Genomic DNA, 22,645 nt, shown 5'->3' on the forward strand with positions numbered 1-22,645 from the left:
AAGGAGCAAGAATTAGTTGGAATGTTGCATTAGGACATAATTTTTCTACTTTTAAACTGATAATTGACGTTCCTCTATCCAGAATGAAAGAAGTGCCATGAAAGCGATCTTTTATAAGGTAGTGTTGCTATGCATCCTATGCCTTCAGAATGTTGTCGCACAGGAGTTTACACCACGATTCAGGAGGCTCACTACCGAACAGGGGCTATCGCAAAGCCATGTGAGTGCGATCCTGAAAGGAAGCAGGGGCTTCATGTGGTTCGCTACGGAAGATGGCCTCAACCGGTTTGATGGCTATAAATACACCCACTATAAACACGATCCGGCGAACCCGGCTTCCATTCATGACAGTTTTGTATTGTCGCTCCTTGAGGACGAAACAAGTCAGATGTGGGTAGGAACCTCCACGGGCCTCGATCGGTACGATCGGAACACCGATAGCTTCGTGCATTATCCGCATCCGCGACGCAGCCTTGCGATCAATACCATATTTCGGGATAGCCATAACCGCCTGTGGTTGGGTACCGATCAGGGCCTTTACCTGTTCGATCGTAGCCGCGCCACCTACCAGCTTTACAGGTACGCCGGCACCGATGGAAGTGCCGGAAGCCAATTTGTTACGAGCATTGCCGAAGGAAAGGATTATATGCTTTGGGTTGGCACGGAGAAAGGTTTGTTTAAACTCGATGTCAGATCGGGCAGTCTTACGGCCTATGAGCATGGCGCCCGCACAAGCGACGGGCTGCAATCGGATTGGATCAAGGTGCTACATCACGGCCCGAAGGGAAATCTCTGGGTAGGGACGCACGGCGGGGGGATTTCGGTGCTCGATCAGTCGGGCAAAATTGTTCGGCATTTTGCTCACGATCCGGCAAACCCATGGAGCCTGGCGCACAACGATATTCTTTCGATGGCCGGAGACGGCTCAGGAAAGCTCTGGATCGGTACCGAGAATGGGGGCATTAGCATTTATGATCCGTCGATGGACCGTTTTGCCTCAGTGCGAAATAACCCCGATGATCGCTACTCTCTCAGCAACAACTCCGTCTACACGATTTACCACGATAATGCAGAGAACATGTGGATCGGGACCTATGCAGGTGGCGTATCATTTTTACCCAAGTTCGGTCCCAAATTCGATTCTTACCGACAGAAAATAAATAATCCTAACAGTCTGAGTAACAATACGGTATTGGCTATCTGTGGGGATAGCACGAGCGACGATATCTGGATAGGTACTGATGGCGGCGGGCTGAACCGGTTCAATCGCAAGACCAAGAATTTTACTTTCTACCGGCATCGGGAGGGCGATTCCCGTTCGATTTCCAATGATTATGTGATCTCGGTGATCTGGGTTGCACGGGATGTGCTAGGCCTGGGTTTTCACAATGGAGGGTTTGATTTTTTCAATGTAAAAACCGGCGAGGTCGAGCATCATATTTCGGAAGAAAATAACCCTAACAGCCTTTCGATTTCGGACGTTAACAATATGACCCGGGACCGGGATGGCAACCTATGGATTGGCACGTGGAAGGGCGGACTCAACTTTTTCAATGTCAAAACGAAGGAGTATACGCATTACCGCCACAGTCCCGACGATCCGACAAGTATTAGCGGCGATATCGTAGCGACCATTTTTCAGGATAAAAAAGGAAATATCTGGGTAGGAACGTTCAACGGCCTCGACCTGCTTTCCCCCGACCGCAGGGGTTTCAAACATTTTCGCAACAACCCGAAAGATCCGTCTAGTATTTCTCACAACAAGGTACAATCCATCCTGGAAGCGGAGAACGGCGATCTTTGGATAGGAACGGTGGGCGGTGGGCTTTGCTATTTCGATCAGAAAAAACGGGCATTCAGGTCGTTCAGCGAAAAGGACGGGCTGGCAAGTAATGTAGTATTTGCCATTCAACGGGACAGTAAGGGTAATTTGTGGCTTAGTACGAATAAAGGTATCTCCAAATTCAATCCTCACACCGGCGTGTTCCGGAATTTCGGGGTTTACGATGGTCTTCCCGGTAACGAGTTTCGTGACAATTCCCGTTTCCAGACCGCCGACGGGCAAATGTATTTCGGGGGTATCAACGGTTTCGCCAGTTTTTACCCAGACAACCTGCGGTACAATGACTTCGTTCCGCCTGTTTACATTACCGACTTCCTGATCTTTAACCACCATGTCGTCACCGGTGCCGACGACCATATTCTTAGCAAGCAGATCAGCGAGGAGAAAACCATTACCATCCATCATGACCAGTCGGTGATCACCTTTGAGTTCGCGGCATTGAGCTACACCATGGCTGAAAAGAACCAGTATGCCTATATGCTGGAAGGTTTCGACACGCGTTGGAACTATATCGGAAACAAGCGCACGGCTACCTACACCAACCTTGATCCCGGTACTTATACATTCAAAGTTAAGGGTTCCAACAACGATGGTTTGTGGAATGAAACGGGTGTTGCCGTTGAATTGATCATCACGCCACCTTTCTGGCTGACGTGGTGGTTCCGTTTGGTGAGCGTCATATTGGTTGTGGCATTGATCATTGCATTATACCAGATCAGGACTTACAGGATTCGCAAGCAAAAGTGGGCATTGGAGCAGCAGATCCAGGAAAGGACAAGGCAGCTCGAACGGGCGATAGATGAACAGGAAATGGCCGTGGAAAGGGCGGAATTGGCAAATCGGGCTAAAAGCGCCTTCCTGGCCACGATGAGCCACGAGATCCGGACGCCAATGAATGGGGTGATCGGCCTGGCGTCTCTGTTGGCGGAAACGGAACTTACTGAGGAACAGCGCAATTTTACCAAATCGATTCAGACTTCCGGAAAGGATTTGCTGAACGTGATCAACGATATTCTTGATATTTCCAAAATAGAATCCGGGAATATGGAGCTCGAAGAAAAGGAGTTCGGCTTGAAGAGCTGTATTGGTGAAGTGATGGACCTTTTCAGTGCGAAAACAGCTACCAAACCATTGAACCTTACTTTGAAGATCGACGACAATGTGCCCTCGTATATCGTCGGGGACCGGCTGAGGCTCGGGCAGATTGTGACCAATCTGGTAGGTAATGCGGTGAAATTCACGCCCCGGGGTGAGGTGCGCGTGCATGTGTATGTGATCGGTCAGGAGGGTAAGGATGCCAGGCTTGGATTCGAAGTGAGCGATACGGGTATCGGCATTGCAGGGGACAAGCTCGACAAACTTTTTAAACCTTTTTCACAGGTTGATTCGTCGACAACCAGGCAATACGGCGGCACAGGCCTCGGATTGGTGATCTGCGAAAAATTGACTGCGCTCATGGGCGGGGCGATCGAGGTAAAAAGCGAGCCGGGCAAGGGAAGTACTTTTCGGTTTAGTATTGTCGCGAAGGTCGCTCCGGATATGCACGAACCGAAAACCACTACCCAGAACCATGACGACTCACAAAAAAAACTGCATTCGGATTTTGCCGACCGGTATCCGATGACGATCCTTGTCGCAGAGGATAACAAGGTGAATCAGATCGTGATCATGAATACCCTCAGTAAGCTCGGTTACCACGCCGACTTGGCGCAAAATGGTCTGGAAGTGCTTGAACAGGTACAAAAAATCGATTATGACGTGATTCTGATGGATATGCAAATGCCGCAAATGGACGGGCTGGAAGCTACCCGGCGGATCAGGACGGATAATACCGCACATCCTTTTATCATCGCCATGACGGCCAATGCATTGCAGCAGGACAGGGAGAAATGTTTTGAGGCCGGGATGGACGATTATCTCAGCAAACCGGTGATCCTCGACGATCTGGTGGTGCTGCTCCAAAAATGGGCTACCCGCCTTGAGACCCGCGCTTCGGGCGATATTTAACAATCTTCCGATAGGCCCCAGCGAGCCATAACCAGGGCATGAAACAAAAAGAGCAGCTTTGGGGGCTGCTCTTTTGCGTTCGTTTATGATGAAGTGTTAATAAAGCTTTGGTTTCAATTTGTAATTTTATGATGTCCTAAAAAATCCGTTCCAATCACTCCCGGCCCCGGTTCTTTTCCCGCTTCGGCACGTCTGACAAAGGCAACGGCATCATCCGCAAGCAACTCTTTGAGGTGCTTACCACCGAAGCTATCGTAGTACCAAATCCATACCATTTTTTCGGAGATGATCGAGTAATGCAGGCTCGTCATAGTTTCTGTTTGTTGATGATGCAAATATATGGAATATATCCATTTGAATGGATATATTCCATAAGATATTTTTTAAATCGATTTTAATGTCGCCGTAAGGCACAATAACCGTCTGTAAATCAATTCAGGGAAGCCAGCGAGTTGCGTAGGGAAACATCCTCATGCGACGCATCGTAAATGCATGATCCGTTCTTTACGACTAAAATCTGGGGAGATTCGTGCTCGATGCCGAAGCTGTCCGCAATGGCCATAGATTCTTTCCGGTTCTGGATCACGTCCACGATGTAAATAGGAATCTCAATGTCCGAAGCGGCGTTCACTTCGGATTTAAGTTGACGGTAAGCCATCAGGCTGGTCGCGCAACGGGGGCTGTGTTTATAGATAATGGAGTAATCGGCCGATTGATAAATGCTATCTACTTCTTGTTCACTACTAATGGTAATCCAGTTCATAACCTGTCAGAAATTTCGTCAAACTATTTGCAACAGGTTACACAACACACAAAGTGTGGCTTTTCATTCCATTATAATCGAAAAAGGCTCCTTGCTTAGTCACGACGGATAAATATCCATTCGGAAAACCTGGATTTGGAGATAATCTGAAAAATGGAAAAGGTGCTTCAAATCAAATTGATTGAAACACCTTATGCTCATTTGCGTGAGGCTAGGCCTTCTTCTCCACCGGAACAATAATAAAATTGAGTAGTTCGGTGTGGCGGACAACCGAAATGCCTGTAATGCTTAAAATGTCGCGGTTGGTAAGCGCTTTGAACAATTCATTGGAATTACTTACCGGCTTTCCGTTGAAAGAGACGATAATGTCGCCCTCCAAAAGTTGCGAGCGCGATGCAGGTGTGTCCGGCTCGATGTGCGTGATGAAAATTCCCTGGTGGTTGGGGAGTTTGTGATGCTGCCGAACCCGCTCGTTGATCGGAACATCCTGTAACTGCAGGCCCAGGTAGGCTTTGAATACCCTGCCGTCGCGAATAAGTTGCCGTGCGATCTCTTTTGCGGTATTGATATCCACCGAAAAGCTAAGCCCCTGAGCCCCTTGAATCACGGCAGTGTTCACACCGATCACTTCTCCATCAGTATTGATCATCGGGCCGCCGGAATTGCCCGGGTTCAGCGCCGCGTCTGACTGGATCACATTATCGACAAATCGGCCCGATTGCGTTTGCAAGGTCCGTCCTAGCGCACTTACTACGCCGGTGGTAACCGTGTGCTGGTAGCCATAGGGATTTCCGATCGCAATCACGAACTGTCCGATCTGCAATGCACCCGAGTCGCCGAGTCTGGCGACGGAATAGCCTTGTGTGTAAATTTTCAGGATCGCCAGGTCGGTATCCGGGTCTTTCCCCACAAGCGTCGCCTCGATCTCGTTCTCATTCAGCAGGCTCACCATGATTTTCTCCGCACCGTCGACCACATGGCTGTTGGTGAAGATAAGCCCGTCCGAGGAAAAGATAAACCCCGATCCGGACCCTGCCGGACGGATTTTTCCATTGATTGTTTTAAATGTATCGATTTTTACAACCGCATTTTTAATCTGATCAACCGCGCCGATGATCATGCTTGAAAAGGTGTCCATAGCTGCTGGGTATTGTTTTGCAATGCTCATTCAAAAAGCTAACCAACGGACCATGAATGCCAAAGTGGCGCGCCGCGGATGTGCAACACGCCAAAAGGGCATAGGTTAGATCAGGGCAGAGTTACTACAATTTTTCCAAGCGTTTTCCCGATCTCTATTGCGTTGTGTGCCTGAGCTATTTCCTCAAAAGGATAGCTCGCAGACACGTGCGACCGCACTTCCCCGGATTTGAGCAGCGCGGCGAGTTGTTGCATATGTTCACCATTCGAAGTAACATTCAACGTATGCGCATATAGATTCTTTTCCTGCACTTTGCCGGCCAGTTTTTCATCGGTAAATGGCACGAGAAGCGCTATGATCCGCCCGCCTTCCCTCACAGCTTCCAACGACCGGAATATGTGGTCGCCAAAGAGGGAGTCGATTACAACATCGGCGTCGTTAACGATCGTTTCGAATTGCTCGGATGCGTGGTCGATGAAACGATCTGCCCCGAGACCAAGAATGAAGTCTTTTTTGGAGGCGGAGCCGGTACCGATGACGTAGGCGCCCAAATGCTTCGCAATCTGGACTGCATAATGCCCCACCCCCCCGCCGGCGCCGTGGATCAATACTTTTTCTCCGGCCTTTACTTTTCCATAGGTAACCAGCGCCTGCCAGGCGGTCAATGCGGCCAGGGTAGCTGCGGCGGCTTCTTCGTGCGAGACGTTCTCTGGCTTTAATGCGAGCTGATCTGCCGGAGCGGCTACATATTCGGCGTAGGCTTTACCGTGCCCCCGAAAGTTGACCATACCAAAGACCTCATCGCCCGGTTTCCATAGAGTGACTTGCCTGCCAACTGCCTCGACCACGCCTGAAATGTCCCAACCAATAATGACTGTTTCGCCGGGTTGAGGCTTGATGAACATTTCCAGGGCAAATTGATGGTTCCTAACAAAGGCATCGACCGGGTTGATGCCTATCGCTTTCACGCGGACAAGTACTTCATTTTCATTGATTTTTGGCGTGGGGATTTGGGTTAATATCAGGTTTTCTGTCCCTCCGTTGTTAGCTAAGGTGATGGCTCTCATAATTTGCAATGGTTTTGGTTTGATGGCTGCAAATTTCAAACGCCAGGTGTATTTTCAGGTTGTAAAATTTTGGGTTAAATCGGTACCTTTGCCGGTATGCGCATACATCATATCCACGAGCCTTTCGATGTTCTACTGGTAACAGTCGACGAATGCCCTATCAAGGAGCATAAGAATACCTTTATCGAGTTGGTGTACATGTTCGACGGGACAGGGACTTATCATATTAACCAGAACCAGTTCAGGTATGGTAAGGAGAACCTGTTTCTGGCAATGCCTATGGATTTGCATTATACCAAGGTGACGGAGACGACAGCGTTTATGTTTATCCGCTTCAATAATATCTATCTGAATGCGCAGAAGACCCGTGATGAGTATAGTAACTTAGGTGACTGGATTCATAAATTGGAATATATCTTCCATAACAATAATCATTTGCAAGGATGTATCCTTCGCAATCCGCATGACAAGCCGCTGGTGAGGGCATTGATGGAGGCGATCAGGCAGGAATATGCCAATCGGCAAACGCTGCATAAGGAGCTCGTTCAACAGCTGCTTAATACCTTGCTGACAGTCGTTGCAAGGAATATCACCACACACATTCCGGAAAAAACCAAGCTTACTCAGAATACTTCCCTGGACATTATTCACTACATCCACCAAAATATTTACAACCCTGAAATGCTGCGTGCCGAGCGCATTGCCGCGCACTTTAATCTATCGCTTAATTACCTAAGCGAATACTTCAAAAAGCACACGCATGAAACATTGCAGCAATACATAATCAACTACAAAATTGCCTTGGTTGATATTCGGTTGAAACACAGCGATATGCGCATCAATGAAATAGCTGCCGAACTGGGTTTCACAGACGACAGCCATCTCATCAAGACTTTCAGGAAGCACCGCGGTATGAGCCCGCTTGAATACAGGCGGGAAACCTTTGCAATGACGGAGGTTTAATTATTTCGCAATTTTTAGCTCCCGGCCATCCACAGATACTACATAGAGACCCTTGGGAAGGTTGGCGATATTCAAACGAATAAGTTTTTCTCCCGTCTGAACGCTTCGTACCAGCTTACCTGTGCTGTTAAAGATGTCAATGCGCTTCAAAGCCTGCGCCGATTCCACGGTGATCAGATCGGAGGCGGGATTAGGGAAAACGCGCACCGTTTCATTTCCTTCAACCCGGACACTCACAATGCGGGTCATATCAGACTTACCATCGCCGTCCACTTCTTTCAGGCGGTAATAGTAAATTCCCCTGGGAAGAAATTCGTCTTCATAGTGATAAAAAGAGCTATTGACGGAATTACCCATCGCATTTACACTTTTAACCGTTGTAAAAACGCGTGAATCATTGCTCCGCTGAATTTCAAAATAGGAGGCATTAACCTCGGAAGCCGTTGCCCAGTCGAGCGTGACGCGTCCATTGTTGCCCATGCGCGCGCTGAAAGATTGCCAGGTTACCGGTAACGGGGTAGAAGACACATTCAATGCAGGAGAGAAAACGGTGTTTCGGTTTGGGTCGATGACTTTCAATTTATACTGACCAGCTCCCACCGTCCATTGTTGGGCCGTATTTTGTACCTGATTACAATCGCCGTTGTTGAGCCAGTTGTACTGGTAACCACCAGGTAGTCCGGGACCCGTAAATGTAATTTGCGAACTGCCCGATACGTAGGCGGCATCCACAGCCGGCGGCGGCGTAGCTGCGTAAGGGTTCGACTGGCTTAGAAAATCGGGTGTAATCTTGTCCGCCCACAGTCCAGCAAGAAAAATCAGTCCGGAATAGATTTGCCCGTCCGGTGAGGGTGTTACGCCGTCGCCGCGGAAATGCGTCTCATCATGGCGGTATTCAATGGTGTAATAGGGGTCTGTTTCGGGGCCTTGGAACACGTGTGGATAGAGCCCATCGTTATTGATCAGCTCGTTCTGTGCGTTCACTACGTTAGCAGAAACGCGCGTGGCACCGTTGACGGTAAAACGGGAAGCGCGCGCAACAACCCAGTCAAGGTTAGGCTTGCCGGTGAGATTGCGGCTGGCACTCACAACGTCCCAGAGAGCCGATAAATACCGGTTGTAGGTATTGTCACCAGGTTGTTCCATGAAATTGTCTGTTTCGCCCTGGTGCCACAAAACTGCCCTCAGGCCCAACTGCGCAATGTAGTTGTTCAATGCAAGCCGTAAATGCCCGAACGGCAGTCCCACTGGGAACGTATAGCCAAATGGGCTGGTAGTTACCCCGTTTGGATCAATAGTCTGTTTCCAGTTATCAACGCCGGTGCTCGACCAGCCACCGTTAAATATCATCACGGGTACCCGAAGCTTTTCATAGATTTTGTCTCCAAAAGATCCCCAGCACCAGGCATAGTTACCGAAAGGTGCTGTCTTGACATTAGCATCGAGGTGAACAAACTCGGGGCAGGGCAGCTGCACGTTTAAATAGGGGGTAACCGTTGATGTGGAGGGATCGAAATTCTGAAAATTGACGCTATTGACCTGGTCGTACGCCGCGCCCGGTCCGTTGGGGTTCGAGTCGCCGCCGGTCGCGTTAGACTGCCCGGCAACTACAAATACTTCGCCTACGCCCACGCGCGACAGCGTCGTAACGGCCGAAGTACTGCCAGATGAGACACCGCGTGCTTCCAGTTGATACCAGCCGCCCTTTATATGGACAGACCCCATGAACTGGCCCGCTGAAATCTGATCATCCAAGGTAGCCCAGTTGCCGTCGGCCGGAAATGGCTCACCCTCGCCTGGTACGCGGGGTGTGAGGCGCACCTCGATCTTCTGAAAGGGTTGTGTAACGTACCCACCTATATATACGTCGGCTTCATTTGCGTTATTTCGCTGAAAAACGGCCCGCTCGGCCGGAAACGTTACTACAACCTGGGATAAGATTTTGTGTGAGCTTGATAGAATGAGCAGTAAAATGAGAAGTGGTAGATTTCTTTTCATATGTGACTTTTTAGAGAATGAGTAGAATTAATTTGGTCTTTAACTCGTTTGAAAATGGCAAAAACCGCCCCTACGGTCTCACAATGAGTGTATACGTGATTTCTCAGCAAGTTGTGGAATGGTAATAGCTACGGAAAGTTAGATAAATAAGTGTTCCAAAACGCGCTGAATACAGCATACATTTATTTTATGGCGCACGGGCGCTCCGGACAAAAGCTCTAAATTTGCCGTATGTCAAAAATGATCCCGCAAAATCTGATCGAAATTATGATCCACAATGCGCAAGAGGTGCAAAACCAGCTTGCGAAGGATCACGCGCCTGTTGTGAAATTATATTCCCAATATGGTAAGGCTATCTGGCTGCTCTCTGAGCTGGATGCTGTCAACAATATTGCTTTCGGCCTTTGCGACCTGGGCCAGGGTAATCCGGAACTTAGCTACGTCTCCCTTTCCGACCTGGCAAGCCTCAAACATGCCCGCCTTAAAGTGCCCATGGTTGAAACTGACCCGGCATTCGATGGGAAATATCCGATGAGCGTGTATCTGAAAGCGGCGAAGGCTGCCGGCAGGGTAGTGGAGGAGGAGGCAGTGCTGAGCCTTATAAGTCCCCTGGAATAATTTCCTATATGTGTTTTTCTTGTCCTAGTTCAATGCCCTGCCCCTGCCCGGGGATGTACCTTTGTATCATCAAAAACAAAGAAACATCTTAACTGAACAAGACAATGGAAAATACAATCAACGGCATCCACCACATTACAGCTATCGCTGGTGACGCTAAAACCAACTACGATTTTTATACCAGGGTATTGGGCCTTAGAATGGTGAAAAAAACCGTCAATTTTGACGACCCCAATACATACCACTTTTACTATGGCGATGAAAACGGTACCCCCGGTTCAATCCTGACTTTCTTCCCCTGGGGTAATCAGATTCCGGCAGGCCGCCGCGGAACCCGTCAGGCTACCGAGATCGGTTACTCAGTGCCAGAAGGAAGCCTGGATTTTTGGTTGAAAAGATTGGAAGCCAATAAAATAACTTATAACAAACCTGCCGAGAAATTCGGGGAGCAATACCTGACTTTCCTTGATCCTGACGGTTTGAAGTTTGAACTAACAGTCCCTAAAATCAGCGATAACCGGATTCCATGGACGACTTCGGAGGTGACTGCCGATTATGCGACGCGCGGTTTTCACAATATAACGATCACCACGAACAATATCGAAGAGACTGCCAAAGTACTGACCGATATATTCGGGTACCGTCTGGCCGAACAACATGTGAACCGCTTCCGTTTCGTGACCGACGCCGTTGAAAATGCCAATATTGTCGACCTGGTGGAAGCTCCCGGTGAAAGAGCGGGTCATGTGGCCAAAGGCTCGGTTCACCATATTGCGTTCCGCGTTGCGAATGACGATATTCTGATGGAATTCCGTCAAAAAGTACTGGATGCAGGTTTGCAGATTACCGATAAAATCGACAGAAACTACTTCTATTCGCTCTATTTCCGCGAACCCGGTGGCGTCCTGTTCGAAATCGCAAGCGATAATCCAGGCTTTGCAACCGACGAAACGGTGGAACAATTAGGTTCAGGCTTAATGCTGCCCCCTCAATACGAACCTCGCAGAGAGCAGATTGTCAAAGTATTGCCGGTGCTGAATCAATGATTGAAAGGTTGAATGACCGAATGTTTTTTGGGGTTAATGATTCAACTTTTGAATAGTTACAGAGGTCCCTTTATTCGGTCATTCAATCATCGCTCCGGCGACTCGGTCAGTCATTCAAATTCAACGTTCATTCAGTCATTCAATCATTCAAAATTGACTCATGTACACCCATAGCAAACAAATCATCACCAGCGGATTACCTGTTCAGCAGGCTAAAAAGGCAATTGTAATGTTGCATGGCCGGGGAGGAACTGCTGCCGATATCATTTCCTTGCAGAAGGTTTTGAAACTGGAAGATATGGCGATTTACGCGCCGCAAGCGACTGATAACAGCTGGTATCCTTACAGTTTTATGGCCCCGGTTGCACAAAACCAGCCAGCGCTGGACTCTGCACTGGCGCTGGTCGGCGAAGTTGTCGCAGAAATTGAAGCCGCAGGAATCCCAACCGATCAAATCTATTTCGCCGGCTTCTCGCAAGGAGCTTGTCTGACGCTGGAATATACTGCGCGCAATGCCCGGAGATATGGAGGGATTATTGCTTTTACGGGAGGTTTGATCGGCCAGGAGCTGGCAATCGGAAATTATAAGGGCGATTTTAAACTAACGCCCGTATTTGTTTCTACCGGTAATCCCGACCCTCATGTGCCCGTCTCGCGCGTGCAGGAGAGCATCACGATGCTGGAAGATATGAATGCGGTAGTAAACCAGGCGATTTATCCTGGCCGGCCGCACACAATTTCTGGTGAAGAAATCCAATTGGTGAACAATACCATTTTAAAGAAATCATGAAAAAAAACGTACTGCATCCGGCAGCGTCGCGCTTTTTTGCCGACCATGGGTGGCTCAAAAGTGCACAGACTTTCAGTTTTCATGGAAATTACGATCCTCAGCGCATCCAGTTCGGTGCGTTGAGGGTGTTGAATGATGATACGGTCAACGGCGGTAAAGGCTTTGGCCGGCACCCGCACGATAATATGGAGATCATTTCGATCCCGCTGGAAGGTACACTTGAGCATCAGGACAGCCTGGGAAACGTGGCTTTGATCCGGCGGGGAGAGATTCAGGTAATGAGCGCCGGTACAGGCGTTTATCATACTGAATTCAATAAAGACCAGGATGAGCCCGTTACTTTTCTTCAAATATGGTTATATCCCAATAAACTGAATGTGGCACCGCGCTACGACCAGATGGAATATGCCTCTGGCGACAGGCACAACCGCTTCCAGCAAATCCTCTCGCCCGATCCCGACGACGACGGCGTCTGGATCAACCAGGATGCCTGGTTTCACCTGGCTGAGCTCGATAAAGGTTTTGAAATTGGTTATCAGCTTAAAAAAGATGGAAATGGCGTGTATGTTTTTGTTGTTGGAGGGAATGTAGAGGTGGAAGGCCAACCGTTATCGGTACGGGACGGTTACGGGTTCTGGCCTGAGTCGGTAGTTTCGTTCAAATCTTTGGAAAAAAGCTCTTTACTTGTGATGGAGGTTCCCGAAAAATGGTAGATTGTTAACCTGCCGGCCCGGCACAACGATCAGTAACATGTCGCAAATCAACATATTGGCGATTGCCAATCACCCCGAAATCCTGGAAACTATCATCCGGTTAATCAACCAGAACGAATCCTGGTGTGGGTTACCGGCCGGTTCTTTGGAAGAAGCGGAAGAGTTGCTTCGTCTAAATTCCATCGATTTAGTACTTTTGGGCGTCGGCGTAGATGAGGAGGCAGGCGAGCGTATATCTTCGTTGTGCCAGTCCATCGACCCGCGGATCGTCTGTTTACGCCATTTCGGAGGCGGCAGCGGGCTGCTTTATTCCGAGATCCGGCACGCACTTGTCGGCGGCTAACCGCCGGTGGCTAACCTATTACCTGAATATGTTTGAAAAGATTAACAACTATGCGCTGAGGTGTTTGCCGTTCACTCCGGAAGATCTCGACTTGTTCGACTCATTACTTCAATTCAAAACATATCCCAAAAAAACATTCCTGTTGCAGCAGGGGGAAGTTTGCCAGTTTGAGGCTTACATTCTCAAAGGCTGTATCCGTACCTATTATATCGACAGCGCCGGCGCGGAGGTTACGCTGCAATTTGCCGTCGAGGATTGGTGGGTTAGTGATATTACAAGCTTTCATAACCAGACGCCGAGCCACGTATACATCGAAACGCTCGAAGACTGTGAAATGCTGATCCTGACACCGGAAACCAAAGAAAAGTTGCTGTCAACCGTCCCTGGTTTCGAGCGGATGTTTCGCCTGATGGTGCAACGTAACCTCGCGCAGACGCAGGAGCGGCTGTTCAGGACGATATCTACCAGTGCCGTCGAAAAGTACCTGGATTTTCTTAATCGATATCCTGCTATCCCACAGCGTGTTGCACAGCACTACATTGCCTCATACCTGGGTTTTTCACCAGAATTTCTCAGCAAGGTCAGAAGAAAGTTGAGCGAAAAGTAGCGTTCAATGGTTCCATTAAGCGGCTCATCACCCGCATATACGGAGCAAAAACCTCCACAAATCACCGGCCCGACGACGTCATACTGTGTCTGGGTGGCATGGAACAATAGTTTTTAGGAATGCCGCATCACTAATCATGAACAATCATGGCACAAAATGCAGCAATCATAGAAGCTTTGAATGACCTGATCCTGATCAACAATGACCGTATTGTCGGCTATGAAAAGGCTTACGACGAAACGGATAGCAGCGACACCGATCTTCGTTCGCTTTACACCAGCCTTGCAAACCATAGCCGTGACAATGTGCTCGAATTGACTGGCGAGGTTACCGCTTTGGGCGGCGAACCTGCGACCGGCACAATGGTATCGGGCAAGTTGTATCGCATTTGGATGGATGTACGCGCTGCATTCAGCAGCGATGGCCGAAAAACCTCGCTGGAGAACTCAGAATTTGGTGAAGACGCCGCGCAAAAAGCCTACGATTCAGCACTTGAATCAGATGAGCTGACCCCTGAACTTCGCGCACTGGTAACACGCCAGAAAGCGACGTTGAAAAGCGGGCACGATACGATCAAGCGGCTCCGCGATTCGGAGAAAGCATACCACTGATAAAGCTTACATTTCATCAACAGCAAAAAGGGGCGGCGTTACACCGGCCCCTTTTTGTTTTCCAGTTGCTTTTGTCATGCTTGCCGGCATACGGCCTTTTGGTTTTTGACAGGGGGCTGCCTTTCCCATCCTACGGCCTTAAATTACCTTACTCCGATTTCAAAGTTGGTTGCCGGTAACCGGCATTTCGGACAGCATCAGTTCAGCAATCCTGTCAATACATTGAAGCACAACTTCCTCGGGTTGGCCTGAAAAAATTTCACGGATGGCCACCGATTTTCTGTGGGTGCAGAGGTGGGCGAACATGGTACCGACAGGTTTTTCTGGTGTTTCACTGCCGCCAGGGCAGGTAAGGCCGGTTACGGCTATGTGAATGTCGGCAGGAATGAAGGTTTGCAGCCGCTCGGCTAATTCGCGGGTGACTTCCGCGCTCTCCGGCGTGAAATGGCGGAGCATGTCTTTGGGTACATGTAGTATGCTTTCCTTTAATGAGGCGTCGTAACACACCAGACCTCCTTTCAGGATACTTCCTGACTCGGGGCACATGGAAAATTCGGCGGAAAGCCTGCCGGCGGTGGCACTTTCTACAAACGCAATCGTAAGTTGGCGCTCGGCGAGTGCCTTGCTGCATTGCATTACAATCGTTGATGGCATAGTCGGCTTGTCAGTTTTTGGCTTGCACGATCAAAAACTCTGCCAGATAGCCCACGCTATCCCTTGTAAGTAGTAATGAGTATTTCCGAATCCGTGAGTGCGCTTATTGAATGGGCAAGTTGCGCGTGGAAGGACATCATCTGGCCACTTGTGGTGTAAAATACCCGCCCTTCTGTTTCCACTTTCAGTTCCCCCGACAACACCTGGAATGTGAGACATTCGTCGATTGAGTGGTCGTTGACCGTCGCGCCGGATTTCAGGATGGCGATCACAATGGTGATTTTGTCCGATTTGTAGACGGTAATCGCATTACGGTCGTTTTTTGCCCATGATTTTTCTGACCTGAGCTGTTCGAGGTACATGGGAATATCAGTGAAAACGTACGGCGCATCCAGGATACGGTCTCCCTCCGGACGATTGCCGGTCGAGTGGTTGGATTTAATTTCCATTGACATGGTGGATAAAGGGTTGATCAATAGATTTTGCAACGCAGGAAAATCATGCCATTATGATATTAATAATTTTTTTAATAAATTTTATAAAAAAATCCTGTTATAGCAACTCTTTGCCCATATAAGCCCAGAGCCGTTTCCTCCCTTATGAATTGCTTTTTACCATGAAATACTTGGCTCAAACGAATGACTTTTGCCATTTGATCAGAAGATCGACCGTTGGATAAATGAAATGGGACTTTTTCTAGAATTAATCCATTATTTTTGGGCATCACACTCTTAACTAAAATCTAGCTGTGGAAATTAATAACAGGGAAATCGGCGCTACACTTATTCTGGTCTGCATGGTAGCTTTTTGGACTTTATCGTCTATTCGGAAGCGGATCGCAGAGGAAAGAAAGAAGAAGATTCTCAGACAAGGCGTTCAGGCGAACGCTACCGTTCTGGCCATTCGCCCGACGGGTGAATACCTTAACAATCTGCCCGAATTTCAGGTGCAGGTTCAGGTGAAAGCGAAAGCGGGTAACGATTTTGTGTCAGAAATGCGAGAGGTGCTTCCTTTTGCAAAGTATGATTCCCTCCGCAAAGGCACTCAGGTACTCGTTAAATACGATCCGGAATACTACAAAAGAGCGATCTTTCTGCAAATGGCAGAGACGCTGATCTAAATTTCGATCTTCATTTTTTCTTCATAAGGGCCCGAAAGGCCCTTTTTTATTTGAAGAAAAAGTAAAGTGTGTGATAGTGCTTGCTGTAAGTGTGTGCGATCTCGTCAGGCTGACTGTTACAAATCAAACACCTAAAAACGATCTTCCCAAAGTTGTTGAATGATAGGCATGGCTCAATTAGCGATCGGCTTTCGGGCACCTGAATGGTCTGTTTTTGCTTACTTTATGTTATTGTTAAGGCCGCCTTCGGAAGCACTTCCATTAATAACTTTGCCATCTTAAAAAGATCGTTCATGAAGCAACTTCTCTCCTTAATTCTCGCCTTTGTTCCGTTAATGTACCTTACCAGCGTATATGGACAGGGTAAGACGGTAGCCCTGATCGCGCACCGGGGAGGGGTAGTGGATAGCACTTTCACGGAAAATGGTCTGCCTGCGCTGCGGGAGGCTGCCCGGCAAGATTACAAAATGGTCGAAACGGATATGCGCGTGACGGCCGACGGTGTTTTGATCGCCAACCATGATGCAGATTTTAACCGGTTCTATGGCGATCCGCGCAAAGTAACGGAGACGAATTGGGCGGAGGCGCGCAAGCTGACCAGCAAGCTGGACGGCAACCACCCGATGCTTCTCGAAGATGTGTTCAGGTTTTGTGCCGAAAATAACATGGCCGTCATGCTCGATAACAAGATCGCCGGGCTGGATTCCACTCTTTTTTATAAATTGATGGGGATGCTGGATAAATATCGCCTCAAAGATTCGGCCCTGATGATCGGTACCGACGAATCTACTGCATTCTTTACGGGTAAAGTGCGGCTGAGCTGCTCGCGGAAACAGTTGGAGGAGAATATGCAGAAGCCTGGCTACCGTCCCGGGCATTATTACCTGTTCGAAAGACCGGCCAGCCTCACGCGGGAGGACGTGGCGTGGGCGGGGAAGATCAACATTCGCGTCGTGGCGGCGATCAACAAGTTTCACTACCGCAAATCAGCAGATATGATGGCCGATGCGAAAAAGGACTGTGAACGTATGCTTCAATACGGTGTGGCTGAGTTTCAGGTCGATTCGGAGTTCCGGCAGTTCGTCCGGGAATAGCATAGCAAAAAAAAATCTCGCATACCGTTTAGGGGTTTGTGAAAGTTGTTTGACTATACATACAGACCCGGGTAATGAACCACCTCATGACTAAATTTCTTACCGATGAACAGCTGGTGACGCAGCTCCGCGAAGGCAATAAACGTGCTTTCGAGGAGATCTACGACCGTTACTGGTACAAGCTGTTCTGCATTTCCTATCACCAGGTAGGATCGCGGGAGGAATCGGAAGAGCTGGTGCATGACATATTCGAGAGCCTTTGGAACAAACGGCTTGATACCGAGATCCGGAACCTGGGCGTCTACCTGGTAATTGCGATGAAATATCGGGTGACCAATTTCATTAAGTCACAGATCACTTGGCGGAGGTATCAGGAATATCTGATCCTCAACAAAATACAGGAAACCTACTCGACCGACGAAATCGTGCAGTTTTCGGATTTGTCGCGTGCCGTGGACGAGGTAATGCGCAAGCTGCCTGAAAAGACCAGCCGGGTATTTCAGCTAAGCCGCTTCGAAAACCGTCCTGTGAAGGATATTGCCGAGGAACTGAATATTTCCGAAAAAGCAGTGGAATACCATATTACCAAATCATTGAAAGCATTAAGAGAAAACTTATGGATGTATTATTCCGCCAACTAAAACCTATACACGCCTCCGCAAATGACACCTGATAGCTACGAAAAATTAATTGAGAAATATATCGCCGGGGAAACCACAGCAGAGGAGGATTTGCATGTGGAACAATACCTGAGAGACAATCCGGCGGATGATTCGGAAGTGCTGCTATCTGAAAAAACGGAGATTGGCCAGCGTATCCGGCAGAAACTTTTGGCAGCTACAACGCGAAAACCGGTAAAAATTGGCTGGTGGGTCGCAGTAGCCGCCTCGTTGTCGTTGCTGGCGGGGGTTATCTGGTATAATGCGCCCGGGCAGGTCCCTTATTTTCCAGCATTGAGCTCGATCTGGAACGGCGATGACGAAGGTTTTGCAGTTAGCAACACTTCGCACAAGCCTCAGCGGCTGACGTTGGAAGATGGAAGCGTGGTGATCTTGCAACCCAACAGCCGGATCAGCTATCCAGATCATTTCGGGGAGCGCAAAAGAATGGTCTATTTGCATGGGGAGGCCTTTTTTCAGGTAAAAAGGGATGTGACAAAACCGTTCATAGTGTCCACGGAAAACCTGGCTACACAGGTTCTAGGGACGAGCTTTAATGTGAAATCCTATGATGGCGCAGGCTCTATCGAGGTACAGGTGGCTTCCGGACGGGTTTCCGTTTACGAGACCAGCAAGACATCTGGCAAGAACGGTTTTATCCTGACGCCCAACCAGAAAGTCGTATTTGACAAGGAGTCGCGGAAAATGGAACTGGGCATTGTCAGAAACCCCGTGGCCGTCAAGAAGGCCGAGTCCGCGGCAAGGTTTGAATTCGCTGAAACGCCTGCCGTCGATGTGCTGGCATTGCTGGAAAAGACCTATGGTCTTGATATTGTCGTGGAGGGCGATGTGCTGCGGAATTGCCTTTTCACAGGCGATCTCAACGAGCTGCCGATGTTTGATCAGCTCGATCTGATCTGCAAGGCAGTGAATGTCGAATACGAACGCCGTGGGGCTTCGCTGTTCATATTCGGTGAAGGTTGTAGTAATTGATTGGAAAATAGTAGGTAAGCTTAAATAAAATGCCGGCCATGCGCTAACATGTCCGGCCGTTTAAATACCCTTCCTGGCAGAAGGATACCATTTGTTTTTGAGTTGTTCAGTTCACAAAAACCTTTAAAATTATGCATAAAAAAATACCCTACAAAAGGGTTGTTTACAAAGTCATGAGTGCTACCGCTAAACAACTTTTGCTTGCTTTGATATGCTGCGGAATTTCCATGGCGCACGGTGTTTATAGCCAGGAGTTGCTAAACAAGGAAATTTCGCTGAAAGTCGAGTCACTCGAAATCAGGCAGGTATTACGTCAGATCGAGAAACAGGCCGACGTCAAGTTTGTATACAGCTCAGGCAGCATCCAGGGCCGGAGCACCGTTGCTGCCAAACAGCTGCAGGGTTCGCTGAACCGTGTGCTCGACCAACTGCTTACTCCCCTGAACGTTTCCTACGAAGTCGTAGGAAATTCACGTATTCTTCTCAGAAAAAAGGGCGACCCGCAAAGTGCAGCCCCCTTTCAGGCCACAACGGCGGGTACCATAGCCGACCGGACAGTTACGGGAAAGGTTATCGACGAGAAGGGCGTTGGTCTTCCGGGGGTGAATATCCTCATCGTGGGCAGTCAGCAAGGCACGACTTCCGACCAGAATGGCCAGTTTCAGCTCAATGTGCCGGATAACGGCGCCACGCTGCGGTTCTCTTTTATTGGCTACGTGAGCCAGGATGCTGCTGTGGGCAACAATTCAGTGATTAATATCACGATGGCTCCTGATGAGAATGCATTGAAAGAGGTAGTAGTGGTGGGGTATGGAACTCAGGAAAAAAAGGACGTAACAGGTGCGGTATCTTCTGTGAAGGGTTCTGACTTTCAGAACCTTCCGTCGGGAGGTGCCCAGCAGGCATTGCAAGGCCGGGCAGCGGGCGTGAACGTGATCCGTAACGGCGGCGCGCCGGGCGACGCAGGCACAATCCAGATCCGCGGTTTCGGAACGGTGAACAATGCCGATCCGCTGGTGGTGATCGACGGCGTTCCTGCCGGTTCGATGAACGACGTGAACCCGAATGACATCGAATCCATCGAGATCCTGAAAGATGCTTCGGCATCCGCTATTTACGGAACGCGTGCGGCGAACGGGGTGGTGATCATCACCACCAAACGTGGTACTTTCGATAATCCAATTGCCGTAACTGTCAATGGATATGCCGGTATCAGCAACCGTATCAAGATACTCGATATGCTGGAAGCACCTGATTTGGCCGCATTAAAACGGGAGGCATATAAAAATGATGGCCTGCCTGTTCCGCCGATCTGGGAGGATACGCAATACCAGACCCAGAAAACCAACTGGCAGGACGCATTACTCAAACAAGGCGTTACCCAGAATTACGACGCGGCGATCCGCGGGGGCGGCAAGTACTCGTCATTTTCGATTTCGGGCGGCTACTACAATGAAAAGGGGATTATCGGGAAATCGTATTATAAGCGGTATACATTCCGCGTCAATTCGGATCATAAGATCGGATCGAGGCTGAAAATAGGGCAGAACCTGCAATTCACCAATACACACAACACCTCGCCGAATACGACTTCGTCGCAGACTGGTTTGCTTTGGAGCGCTATCCGCTTCCATCCGGGCTTGCCGATCCGTAATGCCGATGGTTCTTATAGTTCAACAAAAGGTATCGGCGCATTCGGGGACATCAATAACCCGATTTTTACCGTCGATAACCAGGACCAGAATAATATCCGCAACCGCATCCTGGGGAGCCTCACCGGCGAGCTGGAACTCTTGAAAGGCCTGAAACTGCGCGCAAACCTTGCCATGGATGCGACTTTTTCAGAGAGCACAAATTTCGAGGTCAAGGTCAATGATCAGTTCCGTACGAATTCCTACAACCAGCTCGACCTGACACATGGTAAATACTGGTCGTTCTTGCAGGAGTATTTTCTTTCTTATGACAAGAAATTCGGCGCGCATAGCCTGAATCTAGTCGGAGGTTATACTTCACAGACATTCAACAGTATTTCTTCCAAACAACGCGGCCGCGATTTCGCAAGTGAGGACCCTACGCTGCGCTACCTGCAATATGCCGGAACGATCGTGTCTGTGGCAGGCGAGGATGGTAACCGCAGCTACGATGCGCTCGCTTCATGGTTTGGCCGTGCGAACTACTCTTTCATGGACCGCTACCTGCTTACGGCCACATTTCGTTCCGATGGCTCATCCAAATTCGCGCCCGGCAACCGCTGGGGTTACTTTCCGGCATTTTCGCTGGGATGGCGTCTTTCGGAAGAGGATTTCTTCAAAAGCGCATTGCCGGTATTCAGCAACTTCAAGCTAACAGGCGGTTGGGGCCAGCTGGGTAACCAGAACGTGAACTCGCTGCAATATCTGGCACTGATCAATTCGTCTTACCGCTATGCTTTGGGTGCGGGCGGCACGCAAAGCCCTATTTCAGGCGCTGCGCAAAGCCGGCTGGCAAACCTGCAAATTGGCTGGGAGACGGCGGAAATGGCCAACTTTGGGGTAGAAGCAGGACTTTGGAAGAATGCATTGTATGTCTCGGTTAACTATTTTGTAAAGAATACTAAAAAAATGCTGCTGGCGCCGCCTTCTGTCGGAACCATCGGTACTTCTGTTATTCCTGATCAGAATATCGGTCAATTGCGTAACAAGGGTGTGGAGATCGAGGCGTCCTACCGCCACTCGTTCGGCGATCTGACCCTGAATGTTAGTGGAAATGCGACTTTGATCAAAAACCGTATTACCCAACTGGCCACACCGGGCGGCTTCCTCGCATCGCAGCTGTACGGCCGTGGGCAGCAGGAGATCGTCCGCACGTATGAGAACAATCCCTATGGCACATTCTACGGGTATAAAGCAGATGGTCTATACCAAAGTCAGGCGGAAATCGACTCCGACCCGAACATTGCCAACGATTCACGTAAAACCAATGGACAGATCCATCCAGGCGATGTTCGTTTCATGGATCTGAACGGCGACGGCATTGTGGACGACAAAGACAGGACGATCATAGGAAGCCCGCAACCGAAGATCAATTATGGTTTGAATGCAGGCTTGAATTACAAAGGATTTGATTTCAACCTGTTCTTCGTAGGCGTAGGCGGGGTTTCCATTTTCAATGCGGACCGTATGCAGGGGCTCGACGCGAGCTATTCTTTTAATTTGTATAAAGAAGCAAGCGAACGCTGGAATGGCGCGGGTACCAGCAATACCGTACCACGTTTGAGCATCGACAACCCGAACCGCAACTTCCGTCCTTCCGACCTGTTTATAGAGAAAGGGGATTTCTTCCGCCTGAAAAACTTCACTTTGGGTTACAGCATTCCAAAAACGGTGATTGAAAAGGTGAAACTGTCGCAGGTGCGGATTTACGTTACCGGGCAGAACATTTTTACGATCACGAAATACACCGGCTTGAACCCCGAGTTAGGTTATGTAGGCAATGATGCGAGTTCCAAAGCTGCCGGCCTTTACAGCCAGCTGAATGTAGATTACGCGCAATACCCGCAAGCACGGACATGGACCATCGGCGCAACATTGTCATTCTAACCAGGACGGGAACAACCCTAATTGATATCAAGATATAACC

General features: G+C 49.1%; 21 protein-coding genes. 14 read left to right on the forward strand and 7 right to left on the reverse strand.

Features of this window, described 5'->3' with window-relative positions; all coding sequences use genetic code 11:
• Positions 1-97 precede the first annotated feature (97 nt).
• A complete protein-coding gene (locus tag IEY24_RS03070) occupies positions 98-3,850 on the forward strand; it encodes a hybrid sensor histidine kinase/response regulator (RefSeq protein ID WP_188928528.1) in 3,753 nt (1,250 codons plus the stop codon).
• 113 nt (positions 3,851-3,963) lie between these two features.
• Here IEY24_RS03070 and IEY24_RS03075 read toward each other — a convergent pair whose 3' ends face one another.
• From IEY24_RS03075 to IEY24_RS03090, 4 genes are all read right to left on the reverse strand, one after another.
• On the reverse strand, positions 3,964-4,161 hold the full coding sequence (locus IEY24_RS03075) for a hypothetical protein (RefSeq protein WP_188928530.1): 198 nt from the start codon (positions 4,159-4,161) through the stop codon (positions 3,964-3,966).
• A gap of 119 nt (positions 4,162-4,280) precedes the next feature.
• Positions 4,281-4,613, reverse strand: a complete 333-nt coding sequence (ytxJ, locus tag IEY24_RS03080) for a bacillithiol system redox-active protein YtxJ (protein ID WP_188928532.1) — start codon at positions 4,611-4,613, stop codon at positions 4,281-4,283.
• Positions 4,614-4,824: 211 nt separating this feature from the next.
• On the reverse strand, positions 4,825-5,751 hold the full coding sequence (locus IEY24_RS03085) for a S1C family serine protease (RefSeq protein ID WP_229221268.1): 927 nt from the start codon (positions 5,749-5,751) through the stop codon (positions 4,825-4,827).
• A gap of 110 nt (positions 5,752-5,861) precedes the next feature.
• On the reverse strand, positions 5,862-6,818 hold the full coding sequence (locus IEY24_RS03090) for an NADP-dependent oxidoreductase (protein WP_188928536.1): 957 nt from the start codon (positions 6,816-6,818) through the stop codon (positions 5,862-5,864).
• A gap of 96 nt (positions 6,819-6,914) precedes the next feature.
• On the opposite strand from IEY24_RS03090, the gene IEY24_RS03095 reads away from it, so the two are divergent.
• Positions 6,915-7,781, forward strand: coding sequence for an AraC family transcriptional regulator (locus IEY24_RS03095; protein ID WP_188928538.1), 867 nt, complete (start codon positions 6,915-6,917; stop codon positions 7,779-7,781).
• Here the strand turns inward: IEY24_RS03095 and IEY24_RS03100 are convergent, their stop codons facing one another.
• Positions 7,782-9,779, reverse strand: a complete 1,998-nt coding sequence (locus IEY24_RS03100; protein WP_188928540.1) for a T9SS type A sorting domain-containing protein — start codon at positions 9,777-9,779, stop codon at positions 7,782-7,784. It lies immediately after the preceding gene.
• Positions 9,780-10,010: 231 nt separating this feature from the next.
• On the opposite strand from IEY24_RS03100, the gene IEY24_RS03105 reads away from it, so the two are divergent.
• The 7 genes from IEY24_RS03105 (at position 10,011) to IEY24_RS03135 (ending at position 14,507) form a co-directional block, all read left to right on the forward strand.
• Positions 10,011-10,397: a DUF2958 domain-containing protein gene (locus tag IEY24_RS03105; RefSeq protein ID WP_188928542.1), complete on the forward strand. Its 387-nt coding sequence runs from the start codon at positions 10,011-10,013 to the stop codon at positions 10,395-10,397.
• A 104-nt stretch (positions 10,398-10,501) separates the two neighbouring features.
• Complete coding sequence (locus tag IEY24_RS03110) at positions 10,502-11,443, forward strand: ring-cleaving dioxygenase (RefSeq protein WP_188928544.1); 942 nt, start codon at positions 10,502-10,504, stop codon at positions 11,441-11,443.
• A gap of 160 nt (positions 11,444-11,603) precedes the next feature.
• Positions 11,604-12,233 (forward strand): alpha/beta hydrolase, encoded by a 630-nt coding sequence (locus IEY24_RS03115; RefSeq protein WP_188928546.1) that lies wholly within the window; start codon positions 11,604-11,606, stop codon positions 12,231-12,233.
• Complete coding sequence (locus IEY24_RS03120; protein ID WP_188928548.1) at positions 12,230-12,946, forward strand: pirin family protein; 717 nt, start codon at positions 12,230-12,232, stop codon at positions 12,944-12,946. The genes IEY24_RS03115 and IEY24_RS03120 overlap by 4 nt, the downstream gene beginning before the upstream one ends.
• Positions 12,947-12,983: 37 nt before the next feature.
• Positions 12,984-13,289 (forward strand): response regulator receiver protein, encoded by a 306-nt coding sequence (locus IEY24_RS03125; RefSeq protein ID WP_188928550.1) that lies wholly within the window; start codon positions 12,984-12,986, stop codon positions 13,287-13,289.
• A gap of 28 nt (positions 13,290-13,317) precedes the next feature.
• Entirely contained in the window at positions 13,318-13,896 is a 579-nt protein-coding gene (locus IEY24_RS03130) for a Crp/Fnr family transcriptional regulator (protein WP_188928552.1), read from the forward strand.
• 146 nt (positions 13,897-14,042) lie between these two features.
• The gene (locus tag IEY24_RS03135) at positions 14,043-14,507 is read left to right on the forward strand and encodes a PA2169 family four-helix-bundle protein (protein WP_188928554.1); all 465 of its coding nucleotides are present in this window, start codon (positions 14,043-14,045) and stop codon (positions 14,505-14,507) included.
• Between the two features lie 159 nt (positions 14,508-14,666).
• Here IEY24_RS03135 and IEY24_RS03140 read toward each other — a convergent pair whose 3' ends face one another.
• Both IEY24_RS03140 and IEY24_RS03145 read right to left on the reverse strand, forming a co-directional pair.
• Positions 14,667-15,161 (reverse strand): CinA family protein, encoded by a 495-nt coding sequence (locus IEY24_RS03140; protein ID WP_188928556.1) that lies wholly within the window; start codon positions 15,159-15,161, stop codon positions 14,667-14,669.
• A 56-nt stretch (positions 15,162-15,217) separates the two neighbouring features.
• Positions 15,218-15,616, reverse strand: coding sequence for a cupin domain-containing protein (locus IEY24_RS03145; RefSeq protein ID WP_229221269.1), 399 nt, complete (start codon positions 15,614-15,616; stop codon positions 15,218-15,220).
• A 293-nt stretch (positions 15,617-15,909) separates the two neighbouring features.
• On the opposite strand from IEY24_RS03145, the gene IEY24_RS03150 reads away from it, so the two are divergent.
• The 5 genes from IEY24_RS03150 (at position 15,910) to IEY24_RS03170 (ending at position 22,605) form a co-directional block, all read left to right on the forward strand.
• The gene (locus tag IEY24_RS03150; RefSeq protein WP_188928560.1) at positions 15,910-16,281 is read left to right on the forward strand and encodes a hypothetical protein; all 372 of its coding nucleotides are present in this window, start codon (positions 15,910-15,912) and stop codon (positions 16,279-16,281) included.
• A gap of 293 nt (positions 16,282-16,574) precedes the next feature.
• Positions 16,575-17,375, forward strand: a complete 801-nt coding sequence (locus tag IEY24_RS03155) for a glycerophosphodiester phosphodiesterase (protein ID WP_229221271.1) — start codon at positions 16,575-16,577, stop codon at positions 17,373-17,375.
• Between the two features lie 86 nt (positions 17,376-17,461).
• Complete coding sequence (locus tag IEY24_RS03160; protein WP_188928562.1) at positions 17,462-18,016, forward strand: RNA polymerase sigma factor; 555 nt, start codon at positions 17,462-17,464, stop codon at positions 18,014-18,016.
• A 21-nt stretch (positions 18,017-18,037) separates the two neighbouring features.
• Entirely contained in the window at positions 18,038-19,027 is a 990-nt protein-coding gene (locus IEY24_RS03165; protein ID WP_188928564.1) for a FecR family protein, read from the forward strand.
• 131 nt (positions 19,028-19,158) lie between these two features.
• Complete coding sequence (locus IEY24_RS03170) at positions 19,159-22,605, forward strand: TonB-dependent receptor (protein ID WP_188928566.1); 3,447 nt, start codon at positions 19,159-19,161, stop codon at positions 22,603-22,605.
• Positions 22,606-22,645: the final 40 nt, after the last annotated feature.

This window comes from Dyadobacter endophyticus (genome assembly GCF_014641595.1).
Taxonomy (GTDB): domain Bacteria; phylum Bacteroidota; class Bacteroidia; order Cytophagales; family Spirosomataceae; genus Dyadobacter; species Dyadobacter endophyticus.

Bases quoted from the DNA above. Each gene is read 5' to 3' on its own strand.
- IEY24_RS03070 (WP_188928528.1), top strand. From the start codon at position 98: ATGAAAGCGATCTTTTATAAGGTAGTGTTGCTATGCATCCTATGCCTT.
- IEY24_RS03075 (WP_188928530.1), bottom strand. From the start codon at position 4,161: ATGACGAGCCTGCATTACTCGATCATCTCCGAAAAAATGGTATGGATT.
- ytxJ (WP_188928532.1), bottom strand. From the start codon at position 4,613: ATGAACTGGATTACCATTAGTAGTGAACAAGAAGTAGATAGCATTTAT.
- IEY24_RS03085 (WP_229221268.1), bottom strand. From the start codon at position 5,751: ATGGACACCTTTTCAAGCATGATCATCGGCGCGGTTGATCAGATTAAA.
- IEY24_RS03090 (WP_188928536.1), bottom strand. From the start codon at position 6,818: ATGAGAGCCATCACCTTAGCTAACAACGGAGGGACAGAAAACCTGATA.
- IEY24_RS03095 (WP_188928538.1), top strand. From the start codon at position 6,915: ATGCGCATACATCATATCCACGAGCCTTTCGATGTTCTACTGGTAACA.
- IEY24_RS03100 (WP_188928540.1), bottom strand. From the start codon at position 9,779: ATGAAAAGAAATCTACCACTTCTCATTTTACTGCTCATTCTATCAAGC.
- IEY24_RS03105 (WP_188928542.1), top strand. From the start codon at position 10,011: ATGTCAAAAATGATCCCGCAAAATCTGATCGAAATTATGATCCACAAT.
- IEY24_RS03110 (WP_188928544.1), top strand. From the start codon at position 10,502: ATGGAAAATACAATCAACGGCATCCACCACATTACAGCTATCGCTGGT.
- IEY24_RS03115 (WP_188928546.1), top strand. From the start codon at position 11,604: ATGTACACCCATAGCAAACAAATCATCACCAGCGGATTACCTGTTCAG.
- IEY24_RS03120 (WP_188928548.1), top strand. From the start codon at position 12,230: ATGAAAAAAAACGTACTGCATCCGGCAGCGTCGCGCTTTTTTGCCGAC.
- IEY24_RS03125 (WP_188928550.1), top strand. From the start codon at position 12,984: ATGTCGCAAATCAACATATTGGCGATTGCCAATCACCCCGAAATCCTG.
- IEY24_RS03130 (WP_188928552.1), top strand. From the start codon at position 13,318: ATGTTTGAAAAGATTAACAACTATGCGCTGAGGTGTTTGCCGTTCACT.
- IEY24_RS03135 (WP_188928554.1), top strand. From the start codon at position 14,043: ATGGCACAAAATGCAGCAATCATAGAAGCTTTGAATGACCTGATCCTG.
- IEY24_RS03140 (WP_188928556.1), bottom strand. From the start codon at position 15,161: ATGCCATCAACGATTGTAATGCAATGCAGCAAGGCACTCGCCGAGCGC.
- IEY24_RS03145 (WP_229221269.1), bottom strand. From the start codon at position 15,616: ATGTCAATGGAAATTAAATCCAACCACTCGACCGGCAATCGTCCGGAG.
- IEY24_RS03155 (WP_229221271.1), top strand. From the start codon at position 16,575: ATGAAGCAACTTCTCTCCTTAATTCTCGCCTTTGTTCCGTTAATGTAC.
- IEY24_RS03160 (WP_188928562.1), top strand. From the start codon at position 17,462: ATGACTAAATTTCTTACCGATGAACAGCTGGTGACGCAGCTCCGCGAA.
- IEY24_RS03165 (WP_188928564.1), top strand. From the start codon at position 18,038: ATGACACCTGATAGCTACGAAAAATTAATTGAGAAATATATCGCCGGG.
- IEY24_RS03170 (WP_188928566.1), top strand. From the start codon at position 19,159: ATGCATAAAAAAATACCCTACAAAAGGGTTGTTTACAAAGTCATGAGT.